The 23,827-nt window shown below is 67.9% G+C and carries 24 protein-coding genes; 17 read left to right on the forward strand and 7 right to left on the reverse strand.

Annotated features, from left to right (window positions below):
* The first annotated feature begins 214 nt into the window (after positions 1–214).
* The 4 genes from GQQ92_RS08690 (at position 215) to mmsB (ending at position 5,189) form a co-directional block, all read left to right on the forward strand.
* Positions 215–1,000 carry an L-ribulose-5-phosphate 4-epimerase gene (locus tag GQQ92_RS08690; protein WP_232057595.1) on the forward strand — a complete coding sequence of 262 codons (786 nt, stop codon included), beginning with the start codon at positions 215–217 and terminating at the stop codon, positions 998–1,000.
* A gap of 159 nt (positions 1,001–1,159) precedes the next feature.
* The gene (gene chvE / locus GQQ92_RS08695) at positions 1,160–2,257 is read left to right on the forward strand and encodes a multiple monosaccharide ABC transporter substrate-binding protein (protein ID WP_156999119.1); all 1,098 of its coding nucleotides are present in this window, start codon (positions 1,160–1,162) and stop codon (positions 2,255–2,257) included.
* A gap of 125 nt (positions 2,258–2,382) precedes the next feature.
* Entirely contained in the window at positions 2,383–3,912 is a 1,530-nt protein-coding gene (mmsA, locus tag GQQ92_RS08700) for a multiple monosaccharide ABC transporter ATP-binding protein (protein ID WP_156998868.1), read from the forward strand.
* A 32-nt stretch (positions 3,913–3,944) separates the two neighbouring features.
* Positions 3,945–5,189 (forward strand): multiple monosaccharide ABC transporter permease, encoded by a 1,245-nt coding sequence (mmsB, locus tag GQQ92_RS08705; protein WP_156998869.1) that lies wholly within the window; start codon positions 3,945–3,947, stop codon positions 5,187–5,189.
* A gap of 119 nt (positions 5,190–5,308) precedes the next feature.
* Here mmsB and GQQ92_RS08710 read toward each other — a convergent pair whose 3' ends face one another.
* On the reverse strand, positions 5,309–5,980 hold the full coding sequence (locus tag GQQ92_RS08710) for a maleylpyruvate isomerase mycothiol-dependent enzyme family protein (RefSeq protein ID WP_156998870.1): 672 nt from the start codon (positions 5,978–5,980) through the stop codon (positions 5,309–5,311).
* Between the two features lie 43 nt (positions 5,981–6,023).
* Positions 6,024–6,404, reverse strand: coding sequence for a glyoxalase superfamily protein (locus GQQ92_RS08715; RefSeq protein ID WP_156998871.1), 381 nt, complete (start codon positions 6,402–6,404; stop codon positions 6,024–6,026).
* A 119-nt stretch (positions 6,405–6,523) separates the two neighbouring features.
* Here GQQ92_RS08715 and GQQ92_RS08720 point away from each other — a divergent pair, with 119 nt between their 5' ends.
* Positions 6,524–7,099 carry an HhH-GPD-type base excision DNA repair protein gene (locus GQQ92_RS08720; protein WP_156998872.1) on the forward strand — a complete coding sequence of 192 codons (576 nt, stop codon included), beginning with the start codon at positions 6,524–6,526 and terminating at the stop codon, positions 7,097–7,099.
* Between the two features lie 10 nt (positions 7,100–7,109).
* On the opposite strand, the gene GQQ92_RS16800 is transcribed toward GQQ92_RS08720, so the two are convergent.
* Complete coding sequence (locus GQQ92_RS16800) at positions 7,110–9,335, reverse strand: DUF2510 domain-containing protein (protein ID WP_156998873.1); 2,226 nt, start codon at positions 9,333–9,335, stop codon at positions 7,110–7,112.
* 544 nt (positions 9,336–9,879) lie between these two features.
* Here GQQ92_RS16800 and nrdH point away from each other — a divergent pair.
* From nrdH to nrdF, 5 genes are all read left to right on the forward strand, one after another.
* On the forward strand, positions 9,880–10,113 hold the full coding sequence (nrdH, locus tag GQQ92_RS08730) for a glutaredoxin-like protein NrdH (protein WP_156998874.1): 234 nt from the start codon (positions 9,880–9,882) through the stop codon (positions 10,111–10,113).
* Positions 10,114–10,176: 63 nt separating this feature from the next.
* Positions 10,177–10,596, forward strand: a complete 420-nt coding sequence (gene nrdI / locus GQQ92_RS08735) for a class Ib ribonucleoside-diphosphate reductase assembly flavoprotein NrdI (RefSeq protein WP_156998875.1) — start codon at positions 10,177–10,179, stop codon at positions 10,594–10,596.
* A 26-nt stretch (positions 10,597–10,622) separates the two neighbouring features.
* Complete coding sequence (gene nrdE / locus GQQ92_RS08740) at positions 10,623–12,728, forward strand: class 1b ribonucleoside-diphosphate reductase subunit alpha (protein ID WP_156999120.1); 2,106 nt, start codon at positions 10,623–10,625, stop codon at positions 12,726–12,728.
* A 4-nt stretch (positions 12,729–12,732) separates the two neighbouring features.
* Positions 12,733–13,539, forward strand: coding sequence for an NUMOD3 domain-containing DNA-binding protein (locus GQQ92_RS08745; RefSeq protein ID WP_156998876.1), 807 nt, complete (start codon positions 12,733–12,735; stop codon positions 13,537–13,539).
* On the forward strand, positions 13,536–14,558 hold the full coding sequence (nrdF, locus tag GQQ92_RS08750) for a class 1b ribonucleoside-diphosphate reductase subunit beta (RefSeq protein WP_156998877.1): 1,023 nt from the start codon (positions 13,536–13,538) through the stop codon (positions 14,556–14,558). The genes GQQ92_RS08745 and nrdF overlap by 4 nt, the downstream gene beginning before the upstream one ends.
* A 114-nt stretch (positions 14,559–14,672) precedes the next feature.
* Here the strand turns inward: nrdF and GQQ92_RS08755 are convergent, their stop codons facing one another.
* Positions 14,673–15,077, reverse strand: coding sequence for a RidA family protein (locus GQQ92_RS08755; RefSeq protein WP_156998878.1), 405 nt, complete (start codon positions 15,075–15,077; stop codon positions 14,673–14,675).
* A 74-nt stretch (positions 15,078–15,151) separates the two neighbouring features.
* Positions 15,152–15,640, reverse strand: a complete 489-nt coding sequence (locus GQQ92_RS08760; RefSeq protein WP_156998879.1) for a redoxin domain-containing protein — start codon at positions 15,638–15,640, stop codon at positions 15,152–15,154.
* An 80-nt stretch (positions 15,641–15,720) separates the two neighbouring features.
* Between GQQ92_RS08760 and GQQ92_RS08765 the strand changes: the two genes are divergently transcribed.
* Positions 15,721–16,182, forward strand: a complete 462-nt coding sequence (locus GQQ92_RS08765; RefSeq protein WP_156998880.1) for a MarR family winged helix-turn-helix transcriptional regulator — start codon at positions 15,721–15,723, stop codon at positions 16,180–16,182.
* 21 nt (positions 16,183–16,203) lie between these two features.
* Here GQQ92_RS08765 and GQQ92_RS08770 read toward each other — a convergent pair whose 3' ends face one another.
* Complete coding sequence (locus GQQ92_RS08770) at positions 16,204–16,596, reverse strand: PPOX class F420-dependent oxidoreductase (RefSeq protein WP_156998881.1); 393 nt, start codon at positions 16,594–16,596, stop codon at positions 16,204–16,206.
* 132 nt (positions 16,597–16,728) lie between these two features.
* Between GQQ92_RS08770 and GQQ92_RS08775 the strand changes: the two genes are divergently transcribed.
* Positions 16,729–18,225, forward strand: a complete 1,497-nt coding sequence (locus GQQ92_RS08775) for a carbohydrate-binding protein (protein ID WP_197738170.1) — start codon at positions 16,729–16,731, stop codon at positions 18,223–18,225.
* A gap of 144 nt (positions 18,226–18,369) precedes the next feature.
* Here GQQ92_RS08775 and GQQ92_RS08780 read toward each other — a convergent pair whose 3' ends face one another.
* A complete protein-coding gene (locus GQQ92_RS08780) occupies positions 18,370–20,826 on the reverse strand; it encodes a phosphoketolase family protein (protein WP_156998882.1) in 2,457 nt (818 codons plus the stop codon).
* Between the two features lie 165 nt (positions 20,827–20,991).
* On the opposite strand from GQQ92_RS08780, the gene GQQ92_RS08785 reads away from it, so the two are divergent.
* The 5 genes from GQQ92_RS08785 (at position 20,992) to GQQ92_RS08805 (ending at position 23,651) form a co-directional block, all read left to right on the forward strand.
* Positions 20,992–21,288 carry a DUF2277 domain-containing protein gene (locus GQQ92_RS08785; RefSeq protein ID WP_156998883.1) on the forward strand — a complete coding sequence of 99 codons (297 nt, stop codon included), beginning with the start codon at positions 20,992–20,994 and terminating at the stop codon, positions 21,286–21,288.
* Between the two features lie 97 nt (positions 21,289–21,385).
* The gene (locus GQQ92_RS08790) at positions 21,386–21,619 is read left to right on the forward strand and encodes a hypothetical protein (RefSeq protein WP_156998884.1); all 234 of its coding nucleotides are present in this window, start codon (positions 21,386–21,388) and stop codon (positions 21,617–21,619) included.
* Positions 21,616–21,939 carry a ribbon-helix-helix protein, CopG family gene (locus GQQ92_RS08795; RefSeq protein ID WP_156998885.1) on the forward strand — a complete coding sequence of 108 codons (324 nt, stop codon included), beginning with the start codon at positions 21,616–21,618 and terminating at the stop codon, positions 21,937–21,939. Before GQQ92_RS08790 ends, GQQ92_RS08795 begins: the two co-directional genes overlap by 4 nt.
* Positions 21,912–22,868, forward strand: a complete 957-nt coding sequence (locus GQQ92_RS08800; protein WP_156998886.1) for a transposase — start codon at positions 21,912–21,914, stop codon at positions 22,866–22,868. Before GQQ92_RS08795 ends, GQQ92_RS08800 begins: the two co-directional genes overlap by 28 nt.
* Positions 22,869–22,907: 39 nt before the next feature.
* Complete coding sequence (locus tag GQQ92_RS08805; protein ID WP_197738171.1) at positions 22,908–23,651, forward strand: formylglycine-generating enzyme family protein; 744 nt, start codon at positions 22,908–22,910, stop codon at positions 23,649–23,651.
* Positions 23,652–23,827 lie beyond the last annotated feature (176 nt).

Here is a 23,827-nt window from a genome sequence, read left to right on the forward strand (position 1 = left end):
GCGCAACTGCACCGCAACCGCGCAAGACCATCGACGAGGGAGTCAGGACCGTGAGCCGAGCCGAGCTGCACACGACCGGGGCCGCATGCCGCGCGCCGGGTGCCGGTGCGCCGCAGGCGAGCGCGGATCCGATCGCCCGTGCCGGGTCCGGCGCCCACGCGGCATCCGCAGCGGCCGCCCTTCACGTGGTCCCCCGCATCACGGAGGCGGTCGCATGAGCTCCTACGGGCCCCAGGCCGAGGTCGCGATCGCGCGGGTGCGTACCGAGGTGGCGAAGTTGCATGCCGAGTTGACGCGGTATGGGCTGGTGGTGTGGACGGGCGGCAATGTCAGCGGTCGCGTGCCGGGCGCCGACCTGTTCGTGATCAAGCCGTCGGGTGTGTCGTATGACGAGTTGGCGCCGGAGAACATGATCCTGTGCGATCTGGACGGCAACGTGATCGAGGGCACGCCGGGTGCTGAGCGGTCGCCGTCGAGCGATACGGCGGCGCATGCGTACGTGTACCGCAACATGCCCGAGGTGGGCGGTGTGGTGCACACGCATTCGACGTATGCGGTGGCGTGGGCGGCGCGCAATGAGCCGATTCCGTGTGTGATCACGGCGATGGCCGATGAGTTCGGGGGGCCGATTCCGGTGGGTCCGTTCGCGATCATCGGTGATGACTCGATCGGTCGGGGCATCGTGGAGACGTTGTCGGGGCATCGCAGCCGGGCGGTGTTGATGGCGAACCATGGTCCGTTCACGATCGGGTCGAGTGCGAAGGATGCGGTCAAGGCGGCGGTGATGGTCGAGGATGTCGCGCGCACGGTGCATCTGGCGCGTGAGGCGGGCCCGTTGGTCCCGATCCCGCAGGACGCGATCGACCGGTTGTACGACCGCTACCAGAACGTCTACGGACAGAGCACGGATGCACGGCGGGTCTCGACAGGCTCGACCGGCGAAGGCCGCTCGACCGGCGGAGGCGGCTCGACCGGCGCGACCCGCTCGACCGGCGGATAACTCAACAACAAAGGCTTGCGGCATCCGATCGTCGGATGTCGCGGGGGAGCGGCGTACATGGACACCGTCGCTCCGACTGTCACCAAGACGATGACGTCCATGAATGACACAGTGAAAGGAAACACCGTGAAGAACACGAAGAAGGTGCTTCTCGCTACGATGGCGGCCGCTTCCATGCTCGCACTCGCGGCGTGCTCGGGCGGCTCCGGCGACGGCGGCAGCGGCGACGGCGGTGGCGACGGCGGCCTGATCGGCGTCGCGATGCCGACCAAGAGCTCGGAGCGTTGGATCCAGGACGGCGACGCCGTCAAGGAGCAGCTCGAGGAGCAGGGCTTCAAGGTCGACCTGCAGTACGCAGAGGACGACATCCCCACGCAGGTCTCGCAGATCGAGAACATGATCACCAAGGGTGCTGAGGCCCTGATCATCGCGTCGATCGACGGCACCACGCTCTCGCAGGTGCTCCAGGACGCGGCCGACGCCGACATCCCGGTCATCGCCTACGACCGTCTCATCCGCGACTCCGAGAACGTCGACTACTACGCGTCGTTCGACAACTACGTCGTCGGCGTGCAGCAGGCGACCTCGCTCCTCAACGGCCTCGGCCTGACCGACCTCGAGGGCGAGCCCGCCGCCGACGCGCCGGCCGGTCCGTTCAACATCGAGCTGTTCGCCGGTTCGCCCGACGACAACAACGCCACGTTCTTCTGGAACGGCGCGATCGACACGCTCCAGCCCCTGATCGACGACGGCACCCTGGTCGTCAAGTCGGGTCAGACCGACTTCGAGCAGGCCGCGACGCTCCGCTGGGACGGCGAGGTCGCTCAGGAGCGCATGGAGAACATCCTGACCTCCACGTACTCCGACGGCTCGACGGTCAACGCCGTGCTCTCGCCCTACGACGGCCTGTCGCGAGGCATCATCTCGGCCCTCACCGACGCCGGCTACTCGGTGGGCGACGGCTGGCCGATCATCTCGGGCCAGGACGCCGAGCTCGACTCGGTCAAGGCGATCAACTCGGGTGAGCAGTACGCGACCATCTTCAAGGACACCCGCCAGCTCGCCGAGGTTGCCGTGAACATGGCCTCCGCGATCCTGAACGGCGACGACGTCGAGGTCAACAACGAGACGGACTACGACAACGGCGTGAAGGTCGTTCCCTCGTACCTGCTCGAGTCGCAGATCGTCGTCAAGGACAACATCACCGAGGTCCTGGTCGACAGCGGCTACTGGACCGAAGAGGAAATCAACGGCTGATCGACCCCCGGGTCGACCCGCTGATGGGATGACGCGGCCGGTGCCTGGGGCGAGAGTAGTCTCGCCTCAGGTCCGGCCGCGGCATCCGCGTCCGACAGGGCACCGGCGATGAAGCAGGAGCAGATATGACCACGAACATTCTCGAGATGCGCGGCATCACGAAGACCTTCCCCGGCGTGAAGGCACTCTCCAACGTGACCATCGAGGTCGAGCGCGGCGAAGTCCACGCGATCTGCGGTGAGAACGGCGCGGGCAAGTCCACGCTGATGAAGGTGCTGTCGGGCGTCTACCCGCACGGAACGTACGACGGCGACATCGTCTTCGAGAACGAGACGGTCGAGTTCAAGGACCTGACGGACAGCGAGGCCAAGGGCATCGTGATCATCCACCAGGAACTCGCGCTCAGCCCGTACCTGTCGATCGCCGAGAACATCTTCCTCAACAACGAGTTGAAGGGGCCCATGGGCCTCATCGACTGGAACAAGACGAACTTCGAGGCCGCCAAGCTTCTCGCGCGCGTCGGACTCCGCGAGAACCCGACGACGAAGATCATGGACATCGGCGTCGGCAAGCAGCAGCTCGTCGAGATCGCGAAGGCGCTCTCGAAAGAGGTGAAGCTGCTCATCCTCGACGAGCCGACCGCCGCCCTGAACGACGAGGACTCCGACCACCTGCTCGACCTGATCCTGCACCTCAAGGGGCAGGGCATCACGTCGATCATCATCAGCCACAAGCTGAACGAGATCAAGAAGGTCGCCGACTCCGTCACGATCATCCGCGACGGCAAGACGATCGAGACGATCGCCAAGCAGGAGGTGACCGAGGACCGCATCATCAAGGACATGGTGGGCCGAGACCTCGAGCACCGCTACCCCGACCACACCCCCAACCTCGGCGACGAACTGCTGCGGGTCGAGGACTGGACCGCCCACCACCCGCAGGACTCGAGCCGCGTCGTCGTCGACAAGGTCAACCTGAACGTGCGCGCCGGCGAGATCGTCGGCATCGCCGGTCTCATGGGCGCCGGTCGCACCGAGTTCGCGATGAGCCTGTTCGGCCAGAGCTACGGCTCGCGCATCTCTGGCAAGGTCTTCCTCCGCGGCAAGGAGATCAAGACCCGCACCGTCTCGGAGGCCATCGACCAGGGCATCGCGTATGCGACCGAGGACCGCAAGACCTACGGCCTCAACCTCATCGAGGACATCAAGCGCAACATCTCGATGGCGTCGTTGAAGAAGCTCGAGAACTTCGGCCTCGTGCACGACAACGAGGAGTACAAGGTCGCGACCGAGTTCAAGAAGTCGATGAACATCAAGGCGCCGAACGTGCTGGTGAAGACCGGGAAGCTCTCGGGCGGCAACCAGCAGAAGGTCGTGCTGTCGAAGTGGATCTACTCCGACCCCGACGTGCTCATCCTCGATGAGCCCACGCGAGGCATCGACGTCGGCGCCAAGTACGAGATCTACACGATCATCAACAAGCTCGCCGCGCAGGGCAAGGGCATCATCGTCATCTCGTCCGAGCTGCCCGAACTGCTCGGCATCTGCGACCGCGTGTACGCCCTCTCCGAGGGCCGTATCACCGGCGAACTCCCCATCGCCGAGGCCACGCCCGAGTCGATGCTCAAGCTCATGACCATGGAAAAGCCGCGCTGACGCCCGGGCGCGCGCGAATCACAGGAGATCCCATGTCCAACCCATCTCAGGTCCCGACCACCGAGTCGATCCAGGCCGGCGGCAACGTGAACCCGCCGAGCAACAAGTTCACCGAGCGCATCAGCCACGTGCTGGCCGACCTCGGCAAGAACGGCATCTTCATCGCCCTCATCGCGGTGGTCGTGCTGTTCGCGATCCTCACCGACGGCATCCTGCTGCGTCCGCAGAACATCTCCAACCTGGTGGTGCAGAACGGGTACATCCTCGTTCTCGCCATCGGCATGGTGATGGTCATCATCGCCGGCCACATCGACCTCTCGGTGGGTTCGGTCGCCGCGTTCGTCGGCGCCTGCTCCGGCGTGTTCGCCGTGCAGTGGGGGCTGCCGTGGTGGCTGTCGGTCATCCTCTCGCTCGGCATCGGCGCGCTCGTCGGCGTCTGGCAGGGCTTCTGGATCGCGTTCGTCGGCATCCCGGCGTTCATCGTGACGCTGGCCGGCATGCTCATCTTCCGCGGCCTCGCGCTCGTCGTGCTCGGCAACGCGAACATCGGCTCGTTCCCGGCCGAGTACCGCGCGCTCGGCAACGGCTTCCTGACCGACCTGTTCGGCGAGTTCGAGATCGATCCGCTGACGCTCGGCGTCGGAGCCCTCGCGATCTTGATCCTCATCGTGCAGCAGGTGCGCACCCGCCGCGGCCGTGCGAAGTACGGCCAGGACGTCGAGCCCGTGGTCTGGTTCGTGGTCAAGCTCGTGCTCATCTCGGCCGCGATCGGCTTCTTCGCCTACTCGCTCGCCTCGTACAAGGGCATCCCGATCACGCTGATCATCCTCGCCGTGCTGATCCTCGTGTACGGCATCGTGATGAACCGCACGGTCTTCGGGCGCCACATCTACGCGATCGGCGGCAACCGCCACGCGGCGGAGCTCTCGGGCATCAAGACGCGTCGCGTCGACTTCTGGCTGTTCGTCAACATGGGCACGCTCGCCGCGCTCGCGGGCCTCATCTTCACCGCCCGTCTGAACCTCGCCGGCCCGAAGGCCGGTGACGGCTTCGAACTCGAGGCGATCTCGGCCGCCTTCATCGGCGGCGCGGCGGTGCAGGGCGGTGTCGGCACCATCGGCGGCGCGATCATCGGTGGTCTGATCATCGGCGTGCTGAACAACGGCATGTCGATCATGGGCATCGGCATCGAGTGGCAGCAGGTCGTCAAGGGCCTCGTGCTGCTGCTCGCGGTCGCGTTCGACGTCTACAACCGTCGTCGCAGCGGCGGTCGTTGACCCCCGCGGAGTGAACCGAGCGGAGGGGCGGATGCTGCGGCATCCGCCCCTCCGTCGTTCCGTCAGGCGGCGCACGGCATGGCTCCGCGCCGGCGCGGGTCGGTGAGCCGAACGCGGGGTCAGCGTGCCGGGCGCGGTGCGGCGGTGCTGCGGCCGTGGAGGAAGAGCACGAGCTCGGCGGCGGTGCCCTCGAGCACCGGACCGTGGCCGAAGCTCCAGTCGGCGTCGGTCGCGACGAGGGTGTGCCCGCGGATGACGGCCTTGATCTCGGTGGGCGCCTCGAGGGCGCGACGCAGGGCGACGGCGCCGGTCGCGCGGCCGGGGACCGCGATCGGCAGGTCGAGGGACGCCGAGACGTCGAGCGTCGCGACGACGGCTTCGGCGAGGGCGCCGATGCCGTGCTGGAGTGCTCCGGGCCCGGCGCTCGGCAGATTCGCGAGACGTGCCGGCAGTGCGGTGGGCGAGCCGTCGTCGGATGCCGCGACCCGGCGTGCGATCGCGAGGTCGGCCGCTACGGCGCTGAAGCCCTGCTCCGCGAGGGAGCGGGCGCTCGTGCGCCAACGTTCGCCGCGCGGGGTCGAGAGGCGCCAGGCGAGATGCGCGACGACCTCGTGCACCGTCCACCCGGGGCGCTGCGCGGCGCCGGACCATGCGTCGTCGGGCCGGGATGCGAGCGCGGTGCTCAAGCCGCCGAGCACCTCGGCGAGCTCGGCGTTCCACGACGGATCCACCGAGGACTCGTCGTGCCGCGGCCGGTTCGACAGCGGCAGGTAGCGCGAGAGATCCGACATGCCAGCAGCCTACGCGTGCGGCTGCGCCGCGGCATCCGTCGGTTCAGGCGGCGGAGGAGTCGGGCAGCTGCTGCAGGGTCCAGCGGTTGCCGTCGGGGTCGTGCAGGGTGATGAACCGACCCCAGGCCTGCTCGTCGACCCCCTCGGCCTCGACGCCCTTGGCGCGCAGCTCGGCGAGCACGGCGTCGGCGTCGGGGATGACGACCTGGATCGTGTCCTGGGCGCCGGGCGCCATCGTCATGCCGAGACCCGTGCCGATCGCGATCGAGCAGGCCGACCCCGGCGGGGTGAGCTGCACGAACCGCAGGTCGTCGCTGACCTGCTGGTCGTGGTCGGCGTTGAAGCCGAGCTTCTCGACGTAGAACGCCTTCGCCCGGTCGACGTCGGTGACGGGCACGAAGATGAGTTCGATCTTCCAGTCCATGGTGGAACCTCCGGTGGTCGCGCTCGGGTTCGCGGGATTCGTTCGGTGTCCCTCCATGCTCGCGCGGCCCACCGACATCCGCGGGTTCGAGGCATCCGCTTCGGTGGAAGGATGGGGGAATGGCACTGCACATCACCGGAGACCCTGCCGCCGACGAACTGCTGAGCGGCGACGCGTTCGCACTGCTCACCGGCATGCTGCTCGACCAGCAGGTCACGATGGAGTCGGCGTTCGCCGGGCCCGTGAAGATCCGCGACCGGGTCGGCTCGATCGATCCCGCCGTCATCGCGGACCTCGCGCCCGACGACCTCGTCGCGGCGTTCAAGCAGACGCCGGCCGTGCACCGGTTCCCGGGTTCGATGGCCGAGCGCGTGCAGACGCTCGCGACGGCGGTGCGCGAGGAGTGGGGCGGCGACGCGAGCCAGATCTGGACCCGCGGCGAGCCCACCGGCGCCGAGGTGCTGAAGCGCCTCAAGGCGCTCCCCGGCTTCGGCGACCAGAAGGCGCGCATCTTCCTGGCCCTGCTCGGCAAGCAGTGCGGGCTCGAGGCATCCGGATGGCGCGAAGCCGCCGGCGCCTACGGCGAGGCCGACGCCTACCGCTCCGTCGCGGACATCGTCGACCCCGAGTCGCTCGCCAAGGTGCGCGCGACCAAGCAGGCGGCCAAGGCCGCCGCGAAGGCCGCGAAGGGCTGACGCGGCCGGCTCACCGCGTCGCGTACTCGGCGAGCCAGGCGTCGACCATCCACTCGGCATCCTCCGCCCGGGCCGCCGAGTCCACGAACTCCGCGTCGGTGATCATGAGGAACTCGTTCGCTTCGGGGGCGTCGTTCCAGGTGACGTCGACCGCGCGCCAGGTTCCGTCGACCTGCACCTTGTTCCAGGCGTGCCTGCCGCCCTCGAGCACGTCGCCGGTGACGACCACCGACTCGACCCCTGCCTCGCCCGCGAGGGCGTGGAACGCGTCAGCGTAGCTCGCGCACACGCCGAGGCCCTGCAGCAGGACCCCGTCGGCACGCCACGCATACCGGTCGTTCGGCGCGATCTGACCGCCGTTCGCGTCCCTCGCGGCGAGGGCGCGGTGATCGTATTCGGCGTTCTCGGTCAGCCAGTCGTTCAGCGCGACCACCTTGTCGGCGTCGGTCTGCCCCTCGTCGACGACGGATGCGACGACCTCGGCGACCTTGGCTGCGAGCTCCGTCTGGAGCTGCTGGGCCTCGGCGGTGCGCAGCTGGTACTGGACGCCGACGCGGTCGCCGTCCGCTGAGAACGTGTAGCTCTCCACGCCCATCGCGTACGGGTTCTGCAGGAGCGCCTCGAAGAGGGCGTCGGCCAGGCTCGGCGCGCCGGGCAAGGAGACGTAGGCGGAGACGTCGATCACCGGCGTCTGAGCGATGAGGTGCTTCGCGAGGTAGGTCACCATCTCCGAGCTGCCGAAGACCGGGAGCTCGGTTTCGGGGGCGATCTTGGAACCGGCGGCGACTTCGGCGACGCTGCCCGAGACCGCGCTGAACCCCGTGCCGCCGGTCGTCGGCGCCTCGGCCGCCGCGCGCTCGTTGAACGCGGCGATCGCCGCCGGCAGGTCGGGGGTCGAGGACTTGCTGAGCGGCACCCACTCTCCGATGCGGGTGCCACGCCCCATGAGCGGCAGCACCCAGCGGTCGTCGTAGTCGCGCACCTCGGCGAGGTCGACCGTGGCGACCGTGGATCGGGTTGCGCCGTCGAGCGAGGTGAAATAGACCGAGGTCTGCAGGTTCTCGACGCCGTCGATGTACCCGCTGTCGCCCCACAGCTTCGCATTGCGCGAAGCGTCGAAAGCGATCTCGTACGGGAGCGCGCCGGCGATCTCGACCGCGTCGTAGTCGCGATACGGCGAGTACCGGGTGCCGTCGGTCGCGATGACCCCGAAGTCGTAGTACTCGGTTCGGCCTCCGGTACCCCATCCGGCGATGATGGTGTCGGCGCTCGAGCCGTCGAAGAGATCCATGTCATCGTTCTGCGTCAGGACGAAGGGGGCGTCGATCGCCTCGAGGGTCTGGTCGGTGCTCGTCCACTCGGTCTCGGCGGTCGTGGCGAGCACGGTCTCCATCCTCAAGCTGCTCTCGGTATCCAGCGAGGACGTGTACACGAGATAGCGGGTCGCGCCGGGCACCTCGTTCCACGCCATGTGGAGATCGCCGGTCTGGGCATCGGTGCTGAAGGTCACGATCGGCGCCTCGAACTCGTTGGCGATGGTGAACCGCGTCACGCGAGGCTTGGCCAGAGCCGCACCTTCGTCGTCGAGTCGTTGCACGAGGAAGTACTCGTCGTGCAGGCCCCAGCCGGTGTTCTCCTCGGACTTGTACCGCACGTCGTCGATGGTCATGTCCATCTCTCTGGGCAGTACGGCGATCGGCCTGCCCGGGTCGTACTGGATGATCGTCGCCTCGGCCCGCCTCGTGAAGGCCGGGTCGGTGTAGACGGCCACGGCGAATGACGTGTCGATGTAGCCGGACTCGGGATCGGGTTCGACGTAGTCGGCAGAGATCTCGTCGAGGTCGTAGGCTGCGGGCACCTCGAAGACGTGATCGGGCTCGAGGTCGAGCATCGGCTCGGTCCAGTCGTAACGGTCGTCGAGGTTCTCGGCGGCGGCCGCCGAGGATCCGCCGGCCCCGCCGATGCCGATGACGACGATCGTGGCGGTGACGAGGGCCGCCGCGGTCGCAGCGGCGATGCTGCCGATGAGCCAGCCGCGACGCGCTCGACCCGTCGCGCTCGGTGCCGCCGAGGGTGCGGGGATGGGCGCTGGTTCGGGTTCGGGTGCGGGTGCGGGTGCGAGCGCTGCCACGGGCATCGGCGCGAGATGCTCGGTCCACTGCGTGCCGTCCCAGTAGCGGAGATGTCCGCTGCCGGCGGGGTCGGGATACCAGGCTGGAGGAGAGGACTGCGGCACGGGTGTGCTCCTGTTCGACGGGGCGCGGAACGGTGCGAAGCTCGGGTCGGGTACCGCCTCGTCGTCGGACAGGCAGCCCGTTCAGACTGGCACAACCTCGGCGGCCCGACGATTCCGTGACGTGCGGCAACCCCCCGCCGTCGCATTCCGCGAGTCGGCGCGCGCGACACGCGCACCGCACCCGCGGCAATGTCGGCGGGTGGTGGGAGCATGAGGGCACAACACCATATGTAGGGGTCGCAGCATCCTGAACCCCCCAAGTGTCGTGCGGGCGAGATCTCGCGACACGCCCGGGGGTCCATCCACAAGCTGGAAATCGGTTCGGTCGCCGGCTGTGGATAACCTCGGTCGGCTCCGCGAGAATCCGCGGGTCACCGGGGCATCCGATTGGGGATGGACTGTGGATGAAGCGGTGGAAAACTACAGTGATGTAACTACAGCATGTTGTGTCGGTTCAGTTCGACAGCCACTAGATGTAGTATTGAAGTCGTTGGAAAACCACGGGGGCGGGCTCCTCCGGAGCCCGAGAAGAACAGGGGAGAACATGACGGTCACGGTCTACACCAAGCCTTCTTGCGTCCAGTGCAACGCCACCTACCGGGCGCTCGACAGCAAGGGCATCGAGTACGAAGTGCTCGACGTCTCGGCCGACGAGAACGCGCTTGCACAGGTCAAAGAGCTGGGCTACCTGCAGGCCCCGGTCGTCATCACCGACGAAGACCACTGGTCGGGCTTCCGCCCCGACAAGATCGCCGAGCTCGCCTCGCGCCTGGGCTGATCCCCGATCCGCCGCCCGTGAGCTCAGCAGAGTGAAACGGAACGCGAAGGGAGCGCACAGAGCGTGACGAACCTGGTCTACTTCTCGAGCGTGTCGGGCAACACCGCGCGCTTCATCGAGAAGCTCGGACGCCCGGCCGATCGCATCCCGCTGTTCGCGAAAGACGAGCCCCTCGTGGCATCCGAACCCTTCGTGCTCGTCCTCCCGACCTACGGCGGGGGCGACGGCAACGGCGCGGTGCCCAAGCAGGTCATCCGGTTCCTCAACGACGAGCGCAACCGGTCACTGATCCGCGGGGTCATCGGCGCCGGCAACACCAACTTCGGCACGGGCTACTGCCTGGCCGCAGACATCATCGCGGCCAAATGCCATGTGCCGCCGCTGTATCGCTTCGAAGTATTCGGAACACCTGACGACGTGAACGCCGTCAACGAGGGATTGGACGCATTTTGGTCAACGCAGCAGCTTCTGACAGCGGTGTAGCCGTGATCGACGCACCGCGCGTGGGAATGGACTACCACTCGCTCAACGCGATGCTGAACCTCTACGGCCCGAACGGCGAGATCCAGTTCGACAAAGACCGCGAGGCGGCGCGCGAGTACTTCCTCCAGCACGTCAACCAGAACACGGTCTTCTTCCACTCCCTGAAGGAGCGGCTCGACTACCTCGTCGAGAAGGAGTACTACGAGCAGGCCGTGCTCGACCAGTACTCGTTCGAGTTCATCACGAAGCTCAACGACCTGGCCTACTCGAAGAAGTTCCGCTTCGAGACGTTCCTCGGCGCGTTCAAGTACTACACGAGCTACACGCTCAAGACGTTCGACGGCAAGCGCTACCTCGAGCGCTTCGAAGACCGCGTCGTCATGACCGCCCTCGGCCTCGCGCAGGGCGACGAGCAGCTCGCGGTCAACCTCGTCGAAGAGATCATCGGCGGCCGGTTCCAGCCGGCCACGCCGACCTTCCTCAACACCGGCAAGGCGCAGCGCGGCGAACTCGTCTCCTGCTTCCTGCTGCGCATCGAAGACAACATGGAGTCGATCTCGCGCGGCATCAACTCCGCGCTGCAGCTCTCCAAGCGCGGCGGCGGCGTGGCGCTCTCGCTCAGCAACATCCGCGAGGCCGGCGCCCCGATCAAGCAGATCGAGAACCAGTCCTCGGGCATCATCCCCGTCATGAAGCTCCTCGAAGACAGCTTCAGCTACGCCAACCAGCTCGGCGCACGCCAGGGCGCGGGCGCGGTGTACCTCAGCGCGCACCATCCCGACATCATGAAGTTCCTCGACACCAAGCGCGAGAACGCCGACGAGAAGATCCGCATCAAGACGCTCTCGCTCGGCGTCGTGGTGCCCGACATCACGTTCGAGCTCGCCAAGAACGGTGAAGACATGTACCTCTTCTCGCCGTACGACGTCGAGAAGGTCTACGGCAAGCCGTTCGGCGACATCTCGGTCACCGAGAAGTACCGCGAGATGGTCGACGACCCGCGCATCAAGAAGACCAAGATCAACGCTCGCGAGTTCTTCCAGACCATCGCCGAGATCCAGTTCGAGAGCGGCTACCCCTACATCGTGTTCGAAGACACGGTGAACAAGGCGAACCCCATCAAGGGCCGCATCAACATGTCGAACCTCTGCAGCGAGATCCTGCAGGTCAACACGCCGACGACCTACAACGAAGACCTCTCGTACAACGAGATCGGCAAGGACATCAGCTGCAACCTCGGTTCGCTGAACATCGCCCTCACCATGGACTCGCCCGACTTCGGCAAGACGGTCGACACCGCCATCCGCGGCCTCACCGCCGTGTCGAACATGAGCCACATCACCTCGGTGCGCTCCATCGAAGACGGCAACGACAAGTCGCACGCCATCGGCCTCGGCCAGATGAACCTGCACGGCTACCTCGCCCGCGAGCGCATCTTCTACGGCAGCGAAGAGGGCATCGACTTCACGAACATCTACTTCTACACGGTGCTGTTCCACGCGCTGCGCGCCTCGAATGCCATCGCCAAGGAGCGCGGCGAGACCTTCGACGGCTTCGCCGAGTCCAAGTACGCGTCGGGCGAGTTCTTCGACAAGTACACGGATGCCGCGTGGGTGCCCGCGACCGCGAAGGTCACGCAGCTCTTCGCCGACTCGAACGTGCACATCCCGACCCAAGAGGACTGGAAGGCGCTGAAGGCCTCCGTCGCCGAGTTCGGCATCTACAACCAGAACCTGCAGGCCGTGCCGCCCACCGGGTCGATCTCGTACATCAACAACTCGACGGCCTCGATCCACCCGATCGCGTCGAAGATCGAGATCCGCAAGGAAGGCAAGCTCGGTCGCGTCTACTACCCGGCGGCGTTCATGACGAACGACAACCTGGAGTACTACCAGGACGCCTACGAGATCGGCTACGAGAAGGTCATCGACACCTACGCCGCGGCGACGCAGCACGTCGACCAGGGTCTCTCGCTCACGCTGTTCTTCAAGGACACCGCCACGACCCGCGACATCAACAAGGCGCAGATCTACGCATGGCGCAAGGGCATCAAGACGATCTACTACATCCGTCTGCGGCAGTTGGCGCTCGAGGGCACTGAGTTGGAGATGTGCGTCAGCTGCGCGCTCTGAGTCGATGATCGAGACTATCGAGTGGTCGCCCGAACTCGGGCACGGCGCTCCAGCCGTGGGCGTCGTCTATGGTTTCCGTGTGCGCGCCACGGGCGAATACCGCTACGTCGGGCAGACGACCAAGACTGTGAAACGGCGAGCGAGTGAGCACCGCAAGGTGGCGCAGAGTGGGCGCAAGACCCCGTTCTACCACTGGCTTCGAAAGACTTCGGAGGATGCCTACGAGGTCGTTGTACTCGAGCGCGTCGTGACGACGCGCGAAGATCTCGGGCTTGCCGAGATCGGGTGGATCGCTCTCTACCGTGCGACCGGTGATCGCCTGCTGAATCTCTCGGATGGCGGGCTCGGGCCACTTGGTGTCGTGTGGACCGCGGAGCAGCGCGAGGCGGTGAGTCGTCGATTCAAGGGGCGTCCCGGCGTCTCGCAACCCGGGGTGCTCAATCCGATGTGGGGCCGCTCGCACAGCGATGAGCAGAAGGCGCTGTGGGCAGAAAGCCGCAAAGGTTCGAACGCCGGGTCGCAGAACCCGAACTTCGGCAAATTCGGCTCGGATCACCCGAGCTACGGCCACACGATGTCGGCAGAGTCTCGCGAACGGCTCTCGCTGATGCGACAGGGTGAACTGAATCCGAACTTCGGCAAGACCGCCAGCGAAGAGACTCGCGCGAAGATGTCGGCGGTGCGCAAGGGCCGGCCGATGCCTTCGAGCGTACGGAACGCTCACACGCGTCACCACACGAACAAGGGCGTCTTCAAGGAGACGTGCCAGCACTGCATTGACGATCGCAACGATGAAAGAGACAGCACATGACGCTCACAGATCCCGTGAACTCGGCCCAGAATGACCCCGCGCACACGGGCGGCAAGCTGAAGCTCGTCAGTCACGTCAACGCGATCAACTGGAACAAGATCCAGGACGACAAGGACCTCGAGGTCTGGAATCGTCTCGTGAACAACTTCTGGCTGCCCGAGAAGGTGCCGCTGTCGAACGACATTCAGTCGTGGAACACGCTCACGCCCGAAGAGCAGACGCTCACAATGCGCGTGTTCACGGGGTTGACCCTGCTCGACACGATCCAGGGCACGGTCGGCGCAGTCTCGCTCATCCCCGATTCGATCACGCCGCATGAAGAGGCCGTTTACACGAACATCGCCTTCATGGAGTCGGTGCACGCGAAGAGCTACTCGTCGATCTTCTCGACGCTGTGCTCGACGAAGGACATCGACGACGCGTTCCGCTGGAGCGTCGAGAACCCGAACCTTCAGAAGAAGGCCTCGATCGTCATGGAGTACTACCAGGGCGACTCCCCATTGAAGCGCAAGGTCGCCTCGACGCTGCTCGAGAGCTTCCTCTTCTACTCGGGCTTCTACCTGCCGATGTACTGGTCGTCGCGGGCGAAGCTCACCAACACGGCCGACCTGATCCGCCTCATCATCCGCGACGAGGCCGTGCACGGGTACTACATCGGCTACAAGTTCCAGAAGGGCCTCGAGAAGGTCACGCAGGAAGAGCGCGACGACATCAAGGACTACACGTTCTCGCTGCTGTACGAGCTCTACGACAACGAGGTGCAGTACACCCAAGACCTCTACGACGGCGTCGGCCTGACCGAGGATGTCAAGAAGTTCCTGCACTACAACGCCAACAAGGCCCTCATGAACCTCGGCTACGAGGCGATGTTCCCGAAGACCGTCACCGACGTGAACCCGGCCATCCTGTCGGCCCTCTCGCCGAACGCCGACGAGAACCACGACTTCTTCTCGGGCTCGGGTTCGTCGTACGTCATCGGCAAGGCCGTGTCGACCGAAGACGAGGACTGGGACTTCTAGGGCTCTGATGATCTGGTGACATCCCCCCGCCTGAAGTCGGCGGTTTCCGACGGGGGAGGACGTCGCGCCTGCGGAGCCGATTGGCTCGAGCGCGGTCGAACGCCTCGACGTGGGTCAGTCGGGCAGCGCCGCGACGGCCTCGATCTCGACCAACTGATCCTCGTAGCCCAGGACCGTGACGCCCAGCAGAGTGCTCGGCACATCGTGCTCGCCGAAGGCCTCGTGGACGACATCCCACGCTGAGCCGAGATCCGACCGCTGCGTGGACGCGACCAGCACGCGGGTGCTCACCACGTCCTCCAGCGAGGCCCCGGCCGCTCGCAGCGCCTCGGTCAGATTCTCGACGCACTTGGCTGCCTGCCCTGCATAGTCACCGACGGCCGCGGTCGTCCCATCGCGTTCGAGCGGGCATGCGCCTGCAAGGAAGACCAGCTGCACCCCGCTCTCGACGACCGCTCCGTAGGCGTACGGAGCGTCACAGAGTTCGGCGGATCTGACGAGACGAGCGGGCGACACCATTCGCCCATCCTCTCTCACCGCAGTCCGAGGCCCGCGCCGAGAGTCGTATTCGATGGAAACTGCGGCGCCGGGATTCACTGAGTGGGAATGTTGCCCCGCCCCGCGGCTGTGAGGCATCCGATCGCCTCCGCTTCGCGATAGGCGTTCACGGGGACGGTGGCGGTCCGTGCGGTCAGCACGGTTCCCGACTGATCCACGACGAACGAGCCGGACTGCTGGAGGCCGGCGCGCACGAACAGGCCGACGGCGGCATGGGCGTCGAGCGAGCCGACGATGCGACCCGAGAGCAGCGGATGCCGCGCCGCGACGTTCGCCGTGTCTTGGGCGTCGCCCGGCACGATGACGACGAGGCGTTCGGCCAGCGCGACGTCTTCGACCTCGGTGCGTTCCATCTGTCGCAGGTGGGCGTGGCACACGGGGCAGGTGGGGGTTCGCATGAAGTACAGGAGGGTCCGGTCGGCGTCGAGGAGTTCGCGAAGTTCGACGGGTGCGTCGTCTGGGCGAGTCAGTTCGAAGCGGGGAACGGTGTCTCCTGGGGCGATGGGGGTGGTTCGCGCTTGCATCGTGATCCTTTCGCGAGAGAATAGCAAGGAGGTTGCCCAATTAAGCAACCAGATTGCCTATCTCTTGTCAAGGAGGCGACATGCCGCATGAGGACCTGGTGCGGTTCGCCGAGGCGGCCCACCGCGACCTCGCGACGCTGCTCATGGCGGCATCCCGAGCCGTCAACGAGCAGGCGCTCGCCGCACTCGACCCGGAGGGGAGCTCTGGCATCCGGCTGGCGCATGTGCCTCTGATCGCGGAACTGGAGCCGGGCGGCACCCGACTCGTCACGCTCGCGGGTCGCCTCGGCATCACCCGCCAGGCGGTCGCGGCGCTCGTGCGCGACCTCACCGAGGCGGGCGTCACGACGGTGACGAGCGACCCGAGCGACGGCCGGGCCCAATTGGTGCGCCTCACCGACCTCGGTGCGGCGTTCTGCGGTCGCGCGGCCGACTACCTGGAGCAGCGCGAGCAGCGCTGGCGGGGCGAGTACGGTGACGAGGCCCTCGACGCGGTGCGTGCCGTGCTCGCCGGTTTCGTCGGTACGACGCCGGCCGGGTGACGCAACGGAGGGGGAAGCACCTCAGCCGAGGAAGCCGGCGGAACCCATCACGCGGTCGGGTGCGATCCGGATGACGACGCGGCGCGGGTTCACGCGGGGCTGCCGGTAGCGCTGGGCGTAGAGCGCGACCGCGTGGGCCACCGCATCGGGGTCGCGCTCGATGATCGCCGTGCCCGCGATGCTGAGCCACTGCGGACCCGACACCTGCGCGACCGTGGCCCGGGGGTCGCGCTCGATGTTGCGCACCTTCTGGGTGCCGTCGCTCGTGATGATGCGCACGACCCCCGCGTCGACCGTGTAGCCGACCGCGACGACGTGGAGCCCGCCGTCGAGCCCGATCGTCGAGAGCGTCGCGAGGTGGGAGTCGGTGACGAACCGACGCCCGTCGTCGGTGAGGGAGTCGATCGAGGCCATGAGTCCATCCTGCACTGCGTACGCAATGCGGGAGGTCTCGCCGAAGACATGTGGGAATCACGGATGCCGCGACCGCATGCCGCTCGCTAACGTGGCCGCGTCCTCGACGTCAGGGACCGAACAGGAGCACTCGTGAGAACCCCATCCCGACCCCGCCCGAAGTTCCGATTCGCCGCCGTCGCAGCGCTGGCCGCAGGGGCCGCGCTCGTCGCGGGATCGCTCGCCGCCGCTGTTCCCGCGTCGGCGTCGACGCCGGCCGAGACGCCGACCGAGACGCGGACCGCATCGGCGGCCGCGGCCCAGCCCGCGCAGTGGCTCACCGGCTACTGGCACAACTTCGACAACGGATCCGTGACGATGCGCCTCGGCGAGGTGCCGCAGGCGTACAACCTCGTCGCGATCGCGTTCGCCGACAACCTGGCCGGTTCGCCCGGCGGCATCACCTTCAACCTGGCGAGCGCCGAGCTCGGCGGGTACACCACGGCGCAGTTCAAGGCGGATGTCGCGGCGATCCGCGCGCAGGGGCGCAAGGTCGTGCTCTCGGTCGGCGGGGAGCGCGGCAACGTCATCGTCTCGAACGCGACCGAGGCGAAGAACTTCGCCGACTCCGCCTACGCCGTGATGCAGGAGTACGGCTTCGACGGCATCGACATCGACCTCGAGCACGGCATCAACGCCACATACATGAGCGATGCGCTGCACCAGCTGCGAGCCAAGGCCGGGTCGGGCTTCATCCTGACCATGGCGCCGCAGACGATCGACTACCAGGCGACGACCATGCCCTACTACCAGCTCACCCTGGCGGTGAAGGACATCCTCACCATCACGAACACCCAGTTCTACAACTCGGGGTCGATGATGGGCGCCGACCAGAAGGTCTACAGCCAGGGCACGGTCGACTTCCTCACCGCGCTCACCGCGATCGAACTCGGCATGGGGCTGCGTCCCGACCAGGTCGGCATCGGCGTGCCCGCCGTGCAGCGAGCGGCCGGCGGCGGCTACCAGCCCATGGCGAACGTCGTGAAGGCCGTCGACTGCCTCGAGGTCGGCACGAACTGCGGCTCGTTCAAGCCGGCGTCGCCGTATGGCCGCATCGGCGGCGTGATGACCTGGTCGATCAACTGGGACAAGACGAACGGGTACGACGTGGCGAAGGTCATCGGCGCCCGGCTCGCGAGCGGCCCGACCGACCCGACGGATCCGACCGATCCGACCGACCCGACGGATCCCACGGACCCGACCGATCCGACCGACCCGACCGACCCCGGAACCTGCGCGGCGCCGGCCTGGCAGGCGTCGAAGGTCTACACGGGCGGGGTGAAGGTGAGCCACCAGGGCAAGGAGTACACCGCGAAGTGGTGGACCCAGGGCGAAGCGCCCGGTACGGCCGCCGTCTGGAACGTCGTCGGCACGTGCGCCGGCCCGACCGACCCGACCGACCCGACCGACCCCACGGATCCGACCGATCCGAACGGATGCCCGGCCGCCTGGAGCGCCGGCACCGTCTACCTCGGCGGATCGTTCGCGAGCTTCTCCGGATCGGAATACCGCGCCAAGTGGTGGACCCAGGGCGAGCAGCCCGGCTCCCCGACCTCGAGTGTGTGGCAGCGGATCGGCGCCTGCAGCTGACCCTCTGGGTCGGTGATGACGGATGCCCCGGGGCGATGCCTCGGGGCATCTGCACGCCGAACGGATGCCGCGTCCATGACGCGCGCTCGCGGCATCCGGAACCGAGTCCAACCGCAACGCAGGAGGCGAGCGGATGCCGCGCGCTCAGCGGTTGTCGTCGCCCGTGTCGCCGAGCCCGCTGCCGCCGGTGCCGCTCCAGCTCCAGCCGGTGACCTCGGGGTCGTCCTCGCCGTGGGCGCGCGTGTACGCGCGGGCGCGCAGCCGGGCATCCTGCATCTCCTGGCGGAGCGGACCCTCGCGCTCGGCGAGGCCCGGCACGCGATCGATCACGTCGATCACGAGCTGGAACCGGTCGAGCTGGTTCATCATGACCATGTCGAACGGCGTGGTGGTCGTGCCCTCCTCCTTGTAGCCGCGCACGTGGAGCTGGCCGTGCCCGTGCCGCTTGTAAGTGAGGCGGTGGATGAGCCACGGGTACCCGTGGTAGGCGAACACGATGGGGCGGTCGTCGGTGAAGATCGCGTCGAAGTCGCGGTCGGAGAGGCCGTGCGGGTGCTCGGTGTCGTTCTGCAGGCGCATGAGGTCGACGACGTTGACGACCCGCACCGCGAGCGACGGAATGCGCTCGCGCAGGATGCTCGCGGCGGCGAGCACCTCGAGCGTGGGCACGTCGCCGGCTGCGGCGAGCACGACGTCGGGCTGCTCGCCCGGCCGCTCCGTGCCGGCCCAGTCGAGCAGGCCGATGCCGCGCGTGCAGTGCGCGATCGCCTCGTCCATCGTGAGCCAGTTCGGCGCCGGCTGCTTGCCCGCGACGACGACGTTGACGTAGTCGACCGTGCGCAGGCAGTGATCGTAGGTCGACAGCAGGGTGTTGGCATCGAACGGCAGGTAGACCCGCACGACCTCGGCCTTCTTGTTCACGACGTGGTCGATGAACCCGGGGTCCTGGTGCGAGAAGCCGTTGTGGTCCTGCCGCCAGACGTGCGAGCTCAACAGGTAGTTGAGCGACGAGATGGGGCGCCGCCACGCGATCTTCTTCGACGAGTCCAGCCACTTCGCGTGCTGGTTGAACATCGAGTCGACGATGTGGATGAACGCCTCGTAGGAGTTCAGCAGGCCGTGCCGTCCGGTCAGCAGGTACCCCTCGAGCCAGCCCTCGCACTGGTGCTCGCTCAGCATTTCCATCACCCGGCCCGCCCGGGCGAGGTGGTTGTCGGCGGCGTCGATCGGCCACAGCTCGGCGTTCCACTGCTTGTCGGTCGTCTCGTAGACCGCCTGGAGCCGGTTCGACGCGGTCTCGTCGGGCCCGAAGATGCGGAAGTTCGTCGGGTTCGCCGCGATCACGTCGCGGAGCCACCCGCCGAGCACCGCAGTGGCCTCGCTCACCGTCTCACCCGGCGACGGCACGTCGACGGCGTACGAGCGGAAGTCGGGGAGCCTCAGTTCGGTGCGCAGCAGCCCGCCGTTGGCGACGGGGTTCGCGCTCATGCGCAGGTCGCCCTCGGGCGCCAACGCGGTCGCGAGCGGCACCGGGGCGCCCGCCTCGTCGAACAGCTCCTCGGGGCGGTACGAGCGCATCCACGTCTCGAGCAGCCGCAGGTGCTCCTCGGTGTCGCGCGCGTTGGAGAGCGGCACCTGATGCGCCCGCCAGTTGTTCTCGGCGGGATGTCCGTCGATCTCTTCCGGGCAGGTCCACCCCTTGGGGGTGCGGAGGATGATCATGGGCCACGCGGGGCGGCCGTCGAGCGTGCCGGTCGCGGCATCCGCCTTGATCTGCGCGATCTGGTCGAGCACGGCGTCGAGGGTCTCCGCGAAGCGCCGGTGCACCGCGATCGGGTCTTCGCCGTCGAAGCCGCCCGACACGAGGTATGGGGTGTGGCCGTAGCCGCGCATGAGGTCGAGCAGCTCGGACTCGGGGATGCGAGCGAGCACGGTCGGGTTCGCGATCTTGTACCCGTTCAGGTGCAGGATCGGCAGGACCACCCCGTCTTGCGCCGGATCGAGGAACTTGTTGGAGTGCCACGCGGTCGCGAGCGGCCCCGTCTCGGCCTCGCCGTCGCCGACGACCGCCGCGACCAGCAGGTCGGGGTTGTCGAACGCGGCGCCGTACGCGTGCGAGAGCGAGTAGCCCAGCTCGCCGCCCTCGTGGATCGACCCGGGCGTCTCGGGCGCCGCATGGCTCGGGATGCCGCCGGGAAAGGAGAACTGCCGGAACAGCGCCCGCAGCCCCTCGTCGGAGCGGTCGATGTCGCCGTAGATCTCGCTGTACGTGCCGTCGAGATAGGTGCTGGCGACCATGCCTGGCCCGCCGTGCCCGGGGCCGGCGATGTAGATCGTGCTGAGGCTCCGCTCCTGGATCGCCCGGTTCAGGTGCGCGTAGACGAAGTTCAGGCCAGGGGTCGTGCCCCAGTGGCCGAGCAGGCGCGGCTTGACGTCGTCGCGGGTGAGCGGCCGGCGAAGCAGCGGGTTGTCGAGCAGGTAGATCTGCCCGATCGAGAGGTAGTTCGCCGCCCGCCACCACGTGTCGAGCTGCTCCAGCATCTCGTCGGTGAGCGGCGCGCCGCTGCCCTCGACCCAGCCATGCGTCGCGTTCGTTGCCATGAAGCCGCCCCCTCGGATGCCTCGTCGACGTGTTGCCCGTCTGATGCTCGTTCCAGCGTCGCAGGTCGGCCCGGTCGGCACAACGAGGCCGATGATGCGACCCGGTCGCCCGCTGAGCGGCACCGGCCCGAGACATCCGGGCCGCACGCGCGTATCGTCTGGGGCATGTGCCGCAACATCCGCTGCCTCCACAACTTCGAGCCGCCCACCACCGACGACGAGGTGCGCGAAGCCGCCCTCCAGTTCGTGCGCAAGGTCAGCGGCTCGACGAAGCCGTCGCGCGCGAACACCGAGGCGTTCGATCGCGCGATCGACGAGATCGCCGAGGCCACTCGGCGCATGCTCGACCAACTGGTCACGAACGCCCCGCCGAAGACCCGCGAGGCCGAGGCGATCAAGGGGCGGCAGCGGCACGAGAAGCGCATGGAGCGCGAGGTGCGGATCCGCACGGCGTCGGTGTGACGGTGCCGCGCGCGGCTGGTTCGTCGGCGGCGCTCGTCGGGCGTTGCCACTGGGAACGAGCGGGAGTACTGTCGGTGGTGTCTGACATGCTCGACGAATGAACGAGGCCATCAGGATTGCGCGATCCGCCCGCCGGCACCGGGTGGGAGTGCGACACATGATCGCTGCGCTCGCGCATGAAGTCGCTCGAAGCGAGGGAGGAGACGCCGTGCGGGTCATCGGTATCGACGATCGAGGCGTCGAGTTGGAACTGGTTCTGGTTCCCGACGACCGTCGCGACGGTTGGACCATCATTCACGCGATGCCCACGGCCTACAGGAGGAACCCATGAGCGCGAACAGCCGTCGGCGGTTCGAGTTGCCCGAGCGGCCGACCGTCGCGAGCGTCGAGACCGAAGACGTGATCTACCGAGGCGAGGCGCTGACCGATGATCGGGTCGACCGGATCGTGGCCGACGTGCGCCGCGCGAATCTCGTTCCGGGCGGCAAGTCCCTGAACGGCGACGGCACCCACGCGAAGCCGCTCACCATTCGGCTCCCCGACGAGGTTCGGGAAGAGATCGACCAGATCGCGGAGGCCGAGGGGGTCAGCACCTCGAAAGTGGCGCGCCGCGCACTCGTGGAATGGCTGCAGAGCAGGCGTATCGCCTGACCATGGGCGAGACCTTCGTCGACATCGCGAACGAGCTGTACGAGCTGCCGCCCGCGGAGTTCACCGCGGCTCGCAACTCCCGAGTGCAGGGGTTGCGGGGCGGCGACCGGCTGCTCGCGAAGGGCGTCGGCGAGCTCCGCCGCCCCTCGGCCGCGGCGTGGCTGGTGAACCGCCTCGCGCGCGAGCGCCGCGACGAGCTCGAGCAGCTCCTCGACCTCGGCGCCCGGTTGCGCGAGGCGCAGGCCGAGGTCGATGCATCCGCCCTCGTGGCGCTCGCGAAGCAGCGGCGGGCGGTCGTGCGTGCGCTCGCGCAGCAGGCGGGTGCGCTCGCCGAAGCCGCCGGGCATCCGGTGCGCGCGCCCGTGATCGACGACGTCGCCGACACGCTCCAGGCGGCGATGACGGATGCCTCCGCCGCCGACGCCGTGCGCACCGGCCGGCTCGTGCGCGGGCTCGAGGCGGTCGGCACCGAGGTGGATCTCCGCGACGCCGTGGCCGCATGGTCGGCCGGCGACGCGCCGAACGGGGCGCCGGGCGCGGCGCCGAACGGGGCGCCGGGCGCGGCCCCGCGCGACGAGGTCGGCGAACGCCGTGCGAAGAAGCAGCGGCAGGCCGACGAGGCCGAGGCCGCGAGGCGCGCCGCCGCGATCGCCGACGCCGAGCGGGCGGCGACGGTCGCCGAGGATGCCGAGCACGAGGCATCCGCTCGCTTGGACGATGCGCAAGCCGCGCTCGACGAGGCCGCCGTCGCTCGCGACGAGCTGCGACAGGCGTTGGCCGATGCCGAACAGCGTCTCGCCGACGCGGAGCGTGCGCTCGCCGACGCCCAACGCGCGGCCGACGAACGCGAACGCGAACGCGACGAGGCCGTGCGTGCCGCCGAGGAGGCTCGGGCCGCGGCCGACGCGCTGCGCGCGTCGCACGACTGAGGCGGGCGCGTCGTCGCCGGGCCGTGCGAGACTGCCCCGGTGACGGACATCGAGATGGCGCGCATCGCGGGCGGCACCGTGGGCCTGCACGACGCGCGGCGCAAGGTGCGCTGGAGCGTCGAGCTCGAGCCGTTCGAGATCGGCGTGTTCCCGGTGACGCAGGAGCAGCTCGCCGAACTGCTCGGCGAGACGGCCACGCACCCGCGGCGGCCGGCGACCGACGTGAGCTGGCTGCGGGCGATCCGGTTCTGCAACGCGGCATCCGAGTGGGAGGGGCTCGAGCCCGCCTACACCTACGACGGCGAGGACGTCACCTGGCATGTCGACTCCGACGGGTTCCGGCTGCCGACCGAGGCCGAGTGGGAGTTCGCGTGCCGCGCGGGCTCGACCCGCCCCCACTACGGCCCGCTCGAGGAGATCGCCTGGACGAGCGCCGACGGCGTGGCGCATCCGCAGAACGTCGGCGGGAAGCATCCGAACCTCAACGGGCTCTTCGACACCCTCGGCAACGTGTGGGAATGGTGCTGGGACCTGCTCGATCCGGCCCGCTACGACGAGTACCGGGTGTTCCGCGGCGGCGGGTTCGCCGACGACGCGTGGAGCGTGCGCGCGTCGGTGCGCCGCGGGGGAGCGCCGCGCATGCACCACGACGACGTCGGGTTCCGGGTCGCGCGCGGCGGCTTCGAGACGACGGATGCCGCGCAGGGCTGGTCTGCGGCGGCCGACCTCGAACGCGCCGAGATCGACGGACCGCTGCCGTCGGGATGGACGCCGCGGGGCTGACCGCCGCCCGCCTCCGCGCCTCGCGCGCGCCGGGCGTCTCGCTCGCCTCGGGCGCTGATCAGACCCGGAATCGAGCGTGCGAGCGCGCGCCGAACGGCCCCCTGCGGCTCGCCGCGCCACCCAGGGGCGCCGCCCGCGAATCCGGAGAAAACAAACTCCCATTCGGTCTTGTTTCG

Source organism: Agromyces terreus (assembly GCF_009749465.1).
GTDB classification, from domain to species: domain Bacteria; phylum Actinomycetota; class Actinomycetes; order Actinomycetales; family Microbacteriaceae; genus Agromyces; species Agromyces terreus.